This is a genomic window from Liquorilactobacillus vini DSM 20605 (assembly GCF_000255495.1).
In the GTDB taxonomy this organism is placed as follows: Bacteria; Bacillota; Bacilli; order Lactobacillales; family Lactobacillaceae; genus Liquorilactobacillus; species Liquorilactobacillus vini.
In genome coordinates this window covers 1-8,222 of record NZ_AHYZ01000063.1, presented here as the reverse complement: position 1 = coordinate 8,222, position 8,222 = coordinate 1, and the positions used below count along the sequence as shown (strand labels likewise).

9 protein-coding genes are annotated in these 8,222 nt (G+C 35.4%); 7 read left to right on the top strand and 2 right to left on the bottom strand.

From position 1 onward, the window contains the following. From ON15_RS11970 to ON15_RS04310, 4 genes are all read left to right on the top strand, one after another. A partial coding sequence (locus ON15_RS11970) for a hypothetical protein (protein ID WP_010580252.1) occupies window positions 1-232 on the top strand: 232 nt, incomplete at its 5' end. Next, window positions 225-1,319 carry a hypothetical protein gene (locus ON15_RS04320; protein ID WP_026049481.1) on the top strand — a complete coding sequence of 365 codons (1,095 nt, stop codon included), beginning with the start codon at window positions 225-227 and terminating at the stop codon, window positions 1,317-1,319. The genes ON15_RS11970 and ON15_RS04320, both read left to right, overlap by 8 nt. Further along, window positions 1,208-1,957, top strand: coding sequence for a hypothetical protein (locus ON15_RS11600; RefSeq protein ID WP_141567390.1), 750 nt, complete (start codon window positions 1,208-1,210; stop codon window positions 1,955-1,957). Before ON15_RS04320 ends, ON15_RS11600 begins: the two co-directional genes overlap by 112 nt. Before the next feature lie 664 nt (window positions 1,958-2,621). Continuing rightward, a complete protein-coding gene (locus ON15_RS04310) occupies window positions 2,622-3,554 on the top strand; it encodes a glycosyltransferase family 2 protein (RefSeq protein ID WP_010580251.1) in 933 nt (310 codons plus the stop codon). A 45-nt stretch (window positions 3,555-3,599) separates the two neighbouring features. Here ON15_RS04310 and ON15_RS04305 read toward each other — a convergent pair whose 3' ends face one another. Beyond that, window positions 3,600-4,580, bottom strand: a complete 981-nt coding sequence (locus tag ON15_RS04305; protein WP_010580250.1) for a Gfo/Idh/MocA family protein — start codon at window positions 4,578-4,580, stop codon at window positions 3,600-3,602. After that, window positions 4,580-5,257 (bottom strand): ribose-5-phosphate isomerase A, encoded by a 678-nt coding sequence (locus ON15_RS04300; RefSeq protein ID WP_235720427.1) that lies wholly within the window; start codon window positions 5,255-5,257, stop codon window positions 4,580-4,582. Before ON15_RS04300 ends, ON15_RS04305 begins: the two co-directional genes overlap by 1 nt. Before the next feature lie 102 nt (window positions 5,258-5,359). On the opposite strand from ON15_RS04300, the gene ON15_RS04295 reads away from it, so the two are divergent. The 3 genes from ON15_RS04295 (at window position 5,360) to ON15_RS04285 (ending at window position 8,196) form a co-directional block, all read left to right on the top strand. After that, window positions 5,360-6,193, top strand: a complete 834-nt coding sequence (locus ON15_RS04295; protein WP_010580248.1) for a MurR/RpiR family transcriptional regulator — start codon at window positions 5,360-5,362, stop codon at window positions 6,191-6,193. Between the two features lie 7 nt (window positions 6,194-6,200). Beyond that, the gene (locus ON15_RS04290; RefSeq protein WP_141567389.1) at window positions 6,201-6,593 is read left to right on the top strand and encodes a (deoxy)nucleoside triphosphate pyrophosphohydrolase; all 393 of its coding nucleotides are present in this window, start codon (window positions 6,201-6,203) and stop codon (window positions 6,591-6,593) included. Between the two features lie 289 nt (window positions 6,594-6,882). Then, complete coding sequence (locus ON15_RS04285) at window positions 6,883-8,196, top strand: ammonium transporter (protein ID WP_010580246.1); 1,314 nt, start codon at window positions 6,883-6,885, stop codon at window positions 8,194-8,196. The last annotated feature ends 26 nt before the right edge of the window (window positions 8,197-8,222 follow it).

Sequence of the window (8,222 nt, the reverse complement as noted above, 5' to 3'; positions counted from 1 at the left end):
CCACCATAAGGACTATACAGCTTATGTCAATGGTAAGAAAACAAAACTTTATGTAACTAAAAAATCTTTAGCACAAATCTATGTAAGAGACACGAAGAATGCAATTATAACGATTAGATATACAACTCCTTTAATATACATTATGGTTAGAATTGTTTCTCTACTAATGGTTATTATATTAATAGTAGGTATGTTGGTTATTTTATTAAAGAGGGAAAATAAGGATGATTAAATTAAATAAATTAGCAAATAAGCAAAAAAATATATTAGCGATAATAGTTTGTTTAGTAGCTAGTATATTGGTCATGGTACCATATTTTTGTTCTGATTCTTTACACGCTGGTGTGGATATGTCATTTCATCTTAATAGAATATATGATTTAGCACAAAATATTAAGGATGGGAAGCTATTTTCGTACATTGAAACATATGCGATGAATCAAGTTGGAACTCCAATTAATATGGTTTACGGAGCTTTACCAATTTATCCGTTTGCTGTCGCATTAATACTAATTAGTAATCCCGTTCAAGCCATTTATGCAGGATGGTGGTTTATTGTTTTTGTCTCCATGCTTATTTCATACTGGTGCGGCCTTAAATATTGGCAAGGAAATAAAAAGAAAGCTTTATTATTTTCGTTTATTTATGTTTTGTCAGCATATAATTTTAGTTGGATGTTTTTGACATTTGATGTTGGTCAAACAGCGGGATATATATTTTTACCATTAATTGTTTATGGAACATACAGCATCTTTTTTAGAGAAAAGAAAGAGTGGATATTACTGTCATTTGGTATGACAGGTGTAGTTTATTCGCATGTACTAAGTTTTTTGATGTATGTGGTAGTAGTAATGATGCTGATTGTAATTGCTTTTTTTACATCAAAAAATTTTTGGAGAAAAATAAAATATATTATCTATGCTGGGATAACTACTTTATTAATGACTTCATTTTATTGGAGTACTTTATTTACAATATACAGTAGTAACAAGTTGTTTATTACTAAGTCAGGAACACTTACAACAGCAAGTGTGGGTTTGGGTGATTCCATAATAAGCTCTTTAAATAATAATGAATCAATTGGGACACTAATAACTATATTGGTATTTATGGGTTTATTTTTGTGGAAAAAACAAAGTATGATAACAAAGTTTTCGGGAATTATTGGAATTGTTTTTTTGTTGCAACAACTAATGTTTTTGAGTCAATGTGGAATTTTATTAATAAGACACCAATTACTGTTCTTCAATGGACAGGAAGAATATTATGTATTTCAAACTTCTTTCTGGCAATTTTTGCTGTTGAAACGATTTGGATAATTATATCTTCTAATACAAAATATATGCGTCATAGTTTTATAGTTGTATTAGGTATAATTGTTTTTGCATTATTAAGTAATTCATATAGTTTTTTAAATTCACGTACGAGTCAAACAGTAATTAACTTTAAACCCAGTAGTTCAAAGACATTACCTTTTTCAGATTATCAAGTAACATCTAAAATTGGGTTTAATTATATGGTTAAAAACTTCAATGAAGGAGTAGGATCAATTGACTATTGGCCACTTGTAAGTATGAAGAATTATACAGCTGATATTAAAAATCATATAGCACTTATCAATGGAAAACGAACGAAGATTAAGCCATATAGTATACCAAATGGAATTAGTTATAGAATATATTCTGCTAAAAATGGTACAAAAGTAGATTTACCCTTTTTGGATTATAATTCATATATAGTCACAGTTAATGGAAAGAAAGTAGGTTATACTAAAACAAATCGAAGTACAATAGGTGTCTTTTTAAGTAAGGGAATTAACCACATTAAAATAGAATACAGAATATCATTTATTATTAAAGCAGCTGAAATTGTTTCATGGATTACTTTTGTAGTAATGACTATAATTGTTATTATTAAAAAAATTGTATTTTTAAAGAAATCAATGTACAAATTATAGCAGAAAAGAGCCAATGGATTTATGTAAATAGGAATCTTTTTTCCCTTATGAATTAAATCGTTAGTAAGAAATGATTTTAATGTGTTATTGACTTAGTTAAGTCTCCATGTTAAATATGGTAGAAATATTTTTGCTAAAGAGTTGTTCTTTCAGTTTTACTCTGTTAATTTACTGATTCTAAAATATCTTGAAAATGAAAGTAAGCTGGAAGTAAGTAATTATGAGATTAATTTTTAATTTACCATATTCAAAATTAATTAGAGGGTAATATCTGCTATTGGAATTGTCAGTGTTAAAGTCTTTGTGACCATAAGGATCATAAAACAAGTAAAGTTATCAGTTTAGTTTACAGGATATGATTAATGGTTGTTTCAAGTTACTGACAAAAAGCTCTTTAACATTACTATTTATACAGTTTGATAAACTGGTTTTGGGGAAAATTTGCTATTTTGATTTGGATGACTTAATCATATGGAGAATAAATTACCTTTTTCAATAGTACTCTTGTTTATTTATATAAGCTATTTTTTATATTTGAAGTTTAAACAATGGTGGACTTCAGAATTGTAAAAGAATTTACCAAGCTAATAAAACTAGTAAAAAAGTGCAATATTAGGTAAAAAATTAAGGCCTTTTGAAAAGCTTTGTGGAGGTATTGGTTATAATGGAAAAAATAATATCAGTTATTGTGCCATGTTATAATGAAGAACAGACGATCCCGATTTTTTATAAAACAGTAAACAAGGTTCTTCCTTCATTGCGTGGCTATCAAATTGAATATATTTTTGTAGATGATGGCTCAAAGGATCAAACTCTGGCTGAAATTGAAAAACTTTGTACCTTGGATCCAATTAATGTCCATTATATTTCATTTTCTAGAAATTTTGGTAAAGAAGCAGCCTTGTATGCAGGTCTAAAAAATGCTACTGGTGAAATGGTTGCAGTGATGGATGCTGATTTGCAGGATCCTCCTGAGCAATTGCCAGCAATGTTAGCAGGTATTTTGGATGAAGGCTATGATGTTGTTGGAAGTCGTCGTGTTGATCGCAAAGGTGAACCCGCAATCAGGTCATTTTTTTCAGTACTATTTTATAAGTTGATGGGAAAAATTTCTGATGCTCAAATGGTTCAAGGCGTTCGTGATTTTCGTTTGATGACTCGTCAAGTTACTGACTCAATCTTAGAAATGACCGAGTATAACCGATTCTCAAAGGGAATTTTCAACTGGGTGGGCTTTAAAACAAAATATTTAGATTATCAAAATCGTGATCGAATTGCCGGAAAGACATCTTGGTCATTTTGGAAACTATTTGGGTATTCGATTGAAGGTATTATTAATTTCTCTGAAGTGCCTTTAATGATTGCCTCAGCGGTTGGAATTATTGCTTTTTTGCTAGCTATTTTATCAATGGCTTTTATAGTTGTTAGAAAAATATTTTATGGAGGCAGTGTCAACGGTTGGGCTTCTTTGGTAACCATTGTTTTAGGAATGGGTGGCCTGCAGCTTTTTTGTTTAGGTATAGTCGGCAAATATATTGGAAATATTTATTTAGAAGTTAAAAAAAGGCCAATCTATATTATAAAAAAGCAAAAATAAAAATCTTCGGGGCTTAAATTAATTAAACCTCGAAGATTTTTTAAATTATTCTCCTGGAAATTTCAATCCCCAGGCAGTTCGAATATTAGTAAGGATTTGGGCAATATCATGTGATAAGGCTAATTGCCCATCGTCATGACCCTGAGTTAGGTAACGCTGGAAATCCTCGACTTCATATTCTAGGGCTCGCTGTTCATCCCCGGCCGTGATGGTTTGCTGTTGCTGCTGATGAGCATCGGCGGTGTAGGTCACCTGAGCAGTTGTAGCACGCGGAAAATTATTAATTTCTAAGAAACCTTGTGTGCCGGAAACGACGCCTCTTTTCGGTTGCTTGGCTCGGAAGGAAAGACTAATCACGGCTAACTGGCCAGCCGAGTTTTTCAAAATGATGCCCGACTGCTCATCAACTCCGCTCTCAGCAAAATCGACCGTTGTCAAAAGATTATTTGGCTGTTGACTCAAAAACAGTCGAGCAAAAGCAGTTGCATAGCCGCCGATATCGAGTAATGCTCCACCAGCTAGTTGCGGATCGAAAAAGCGATTGTGCGGGTCATAAGTTTTTAGACTACCAAAGTTTACCTGGACCATTTTTATTTTGCCTAGCTGACCAGACTTAATTAAAGCTTGAACTTGCTGATAGATGGGCATGTGAAACAAGGTAAACCCTTCAGTTAACAGCAGATGTTTTTGGTGCGCCAATTCTGCCACTTCGTTGAACTGCTGATCATTGATTGTGATGGCTTTCTCGCAAAAGACGTGCTTACCAGCTGCTAAAGCTGCTTTAATAAACTGATAATGGGTAATGTGTGGTGTAGCGATATAAACCACGTCAGTCTGCGGATCGTTAATCATGTCGAGCGGATCAGCAAAAACTTTTTTGATCCCTTTAGCTTGAGCGAACTGCTTAAGTTTAGTTTGGTTGCGGGCACTGGCTGCGTATATTTCACCATTGACAGCTTGCAAGGCATCTGCCATTTCGCCGGCGATCCAGCCACTACCGATAATTGACCAATTGTATTTTTTCATTAGTTGTTATTCCTTTCTATGAGATGGATTTCTTCGTCGCTGTCAAATAGAATTGCCTCGGTAACGATCTTTTCAAAGTATGAAGTACCAACGACGCCATTGAGCCTAGCTAATTGGTGCTCAATTTGTGGAAGCTGTCGCCAATCATTAGTTGGATAACAATCAATCAGCAAATTACCCAGTGGTGTTCGGGCATAACCAGCCACAACTTGAGCAAGCCGAATTTTAGCACTTAAGCCTAGCTGCTGAGCGGCTGCTTGAATAATTTGAGCGTTGAGTGCTACAACTTCTAAAGTCAAAGGAATCTGCGGATCAAGGGAAGCTTTCAAACGTTGCAGTGGAGCTAAAATAAGGTAACGATTGGCTCGAGCGGCAAATGATTTTTCTAAGGTATGAATCCCACCATTACTTTTTAGCGCATTTAATTGCGAATCAAGACTGTCGCAACCATCAAACGCTAGATCAATTTTTTTAAATGGTTGGGCAGTAATTGGTAAACCTAATTGATTGGCAAGCTGACGAGTTGCTTCGGCTGGACTGCAAAGATCAACTGCTAAGTTACTTGCGGCAATTGCATTCACTAGTTGGGCCACATTACTACCACCACCTAGACTGACCTTCATCCCGGGTTGAATTAAGTTAAGGGCTTTAGCAATTACTTTTCTAATAATGATCACTTCCTTATGAAATAAAGTTTCTCAATTTGTTAATTGTTGAAAATAAATTTCATGAATATGATATACTGAAATCAAAGAACTGTCAATGGAAGTGAAAGTAATTTGAAAAAGCAAATTATTAATCAAATTAATGAACATTTGAGCTCAATGACACCGGTAGAACAAAAAATAGCGGCTGTTATTTTACAACAACCAATGCAAGTTACGGAATGGACAATTGCTAACTTAGCTGCTCAAGCACAAGTCAGCCAAGCATCAATCAGTCGTTTTTGCCATAATTTAAAGCTAGCTGGTTTTCATGCATTAAAAATCGAATTGGCTAAAATTGTCGGGGTAAATTCTAATCTAGAAAAGAATGAGCCGACTTCGGTTACCAATTTTTTAACTCAAGTCAGTCAAGGCAAAAGCGCTGAAATTCAGCAAACGTTAGCCAATTTTGCAAACGAGCAAATTAATCAAGTTTTAGAGCGGCTGTTGAACTGTCGAATTCTTCAAGTTGCCGGTCAGGGTAATACTTTCCCCGTCGCAGCTGATGCAGTTTACCGTTTTAATCAATTAGGGATCATGGCCATCACTTCAGCAATCAGTGAAACAGCCTTGGCCCAGACGCTTAATCTAACCGATCAGGATATTTTATTAGTGATTTCTAATTCCGGTGAATCTAAGCAAATTTTAAAGCAAGAAAAAATCGCCAAGCAACGCGGGTTAACAATCATTGCCATTACCAATCGCAATGATTCACCAATCAGTTTGGCTGCTGATTTTCGGCTGAAGACTGCTGCTCGCCCGCCATTGTTGCAGTCGACGTATTATTATTCACGGTTGGCGGCCATGACGGTCATCGAAGCGCTTTTTCTGTTGATGATTGCCAAGCAGCCAGCTAGATCGAAAAAAATTAAACAGCATGAAGAATTGATTGCTGATACAAAGGTTTGAGGAGTAAATGAAGATGTTACGGGTAGCTTTGGTAGTTATTACTGAAAAGGGATACATTTTAGCAGCTAAAAGGAATCACAACCGGGTTTTCGGTGATTATTGGGAATTTCCTGGAGGCAAAATTGAAGTTGGCGAAACACCTCAGCAAGCAGTGATTCGTGAGCTGCATGAAGAATTTGGCGATCGAATTGAAGTTAAACAGCCAGTATTGCCGCCGTTTACTTTTACATATGAATATGCCACGATTGAATTTAATGTCTTTTATGCCAAGCTGTTGACTCATCATTATGTTTTAACCGCGGCAAGTAGCTATCGGTGGTTTCGGCCAAATGAATTAAAGAATTTGAATTGGCCGCCAGCAAATCAGAAAATTATTGAACAAATAGTTAGACAATTATGATGTTATAAATCCTGTTTTTCAAATGTAAAGAAATATACCAATTAAAACCAGCAACTGGGAAAACTTTTGTTAGCAGTTTAAAAAACAAACTCTAAATCATAAATTCTTAGAAAGTAAAATAGGAAGGGCTTTAAACAATGATTTTTAAAGTTGGACATTGAATTATACCGACAATATTTAAGAAAAAGTTAATTTTCAACTGAATTTTGCAAGCAAATTTTTCAAACCAATTTGACTATTTACCCGCCTAATGGTATATTTTATAACATCAATTTAGGGGGGAATGTTTATGAGCGCAGCAAATTCGACATTTTTAATTATTTCCAGTGTTCTTGTACTTTTTATGACACCGGGGCTAGCCTTCTTTTATGGCGGCTTGGTTTCAAAAAAGAATGTTGTTAACACGATGCTTTCGGTTTTTTATATTTGCGGGCTTGGTATATTGTTGTATGCTGCAGTTGGCTATGAGCTATCATTCAATGGCGATGTTGGCGGATTTATTGGGACTGTTCATCACTTTTTCTTAAGCGGCTTGGATTTGACTTCAATTGTCAATAAAGACTTAGGGATCAGCACTGGTGCTTATCTGATTTTTGAAATGATGTTTGCAATTATTACACCAGCGTTGTTTGTTGGAGCAGTTGTTGGTCGAATGAGATTTAAATTTTTAACAGCCTTCATTATTCTCTGGTCAATTTTGATTTATTACCCATTAGTACATATTGTTTGGAGTGGTTCAGGCTTCTTGGCAAAAATGGGTGTGCTTGATTTTGCTGGAGGGACAGTTGTGCATATTAATGCTGGTGTTTCAGCGTTAGTTTTATCAATTTTCTTAGGCAAACGGTTAGGCTTTGGCAAGAAAACTCAAATTTATAATTTGCCGTGGGTTTTATTAGGAACTGTTATCTTGTGGATTGGCTGGTATGGCTTCAATGCCGGGTCAGCAATTGGAATGAATGATATTGCAGTGCAAGCCTTTTTGACCACGACAGTTGCGACAGGTGCTGCCATGATTACCTGGATGATGATTGATACTTTTGTGCTTGGCAAACCAACTTTGCAAGGAGCATGTACTGGTACTGTCTGCGGTTTGGTTGGCATCACCCCAGCTTGTGGCTTTGTAACAGCTGCTGGAGCATTTTGGATAGGTTTGTGCTGTGCAGTGGTTAGCTACTGGTTCATTACGAAAATTAAACCAATTATCAAATATGATGATCCACTGGATGCTTTTGGTTGCCATGGAATTTCTGGGATTGTTGGTTCAGTTTTAACTGGTGTTTTTGCCAGCAAGGTTGCTAACAGCGGGATCGTTAGAAATGGTTTGTTCTATGGTGGCGGCGTCAAACAATTGGAGCTGCAGTTAATTGGGACATTATTTACCATCGTTTACGTCGCAATTGTGGCTAGTGTTATTATTTTAGTTTTGAAACCATTTATTAAGATGAGGGTTGACAAGGATTCTGAGATTGCTGGCTTGGATCAAGCTGAGCATGGTGAATATGCTGACTTTACGGTTGCTGATGGACCGGATTCTTCCGATGTTGCTAAATATAGCGGTGAGTTCCAAGGACAGTTGGCACATTTGAATCATCCCCGAGAATGAAATTAGAAAATTTTTGAAATAGATAT

What these genes read in the sequence shown, in the direction of transcription:
- ON15_RS04310 (WP_010580251.1), top strand. Translation starts at nt 2,622, where the DNA reads ATGGAAAAAATAATATCAGTTATTGTGCCATGTTATAATGAAGAACAG.
- ON15_RS04305 (WP_010580250.1), bottom strand. Translation starts at nt 4,580, where the DNA reads ATGAAAAAATACAATTGGTCAATTATCGGTAGTGGCTGGATCGCCGGC.
- ON15_RS11600 (WP_141567390.1), top strand. Translation starts at nt 1,208, where the DNA reads ATGTGGAATTTTATTAATAAGACACCAATTACTGTTCTTCAATGGACA.
- ON15_RS04285 (WP_010580246.1), top strand. Translation starts at nt 6,883, where the DNA reads ATGAGCGCAGCAAATTCGACATTTTTAATTATTTCCAGTGTTCTTGTA.
- ON15_RS04320 (WP_026049481.1), top strand. Translation starts at nt 225, where the DNA reads ATGATTAAATTAAATAAATTAGCAAATAAGCAAAAAAATATATTAGCG.
- ON15_RS04290 (WP_141567389.1), top strand. Translation starts at nt 6,201, where the DNA reads ATGAAGATGTTACGGGTAGCTTTGGTAGTTATTACTGAAAAGGGATAC.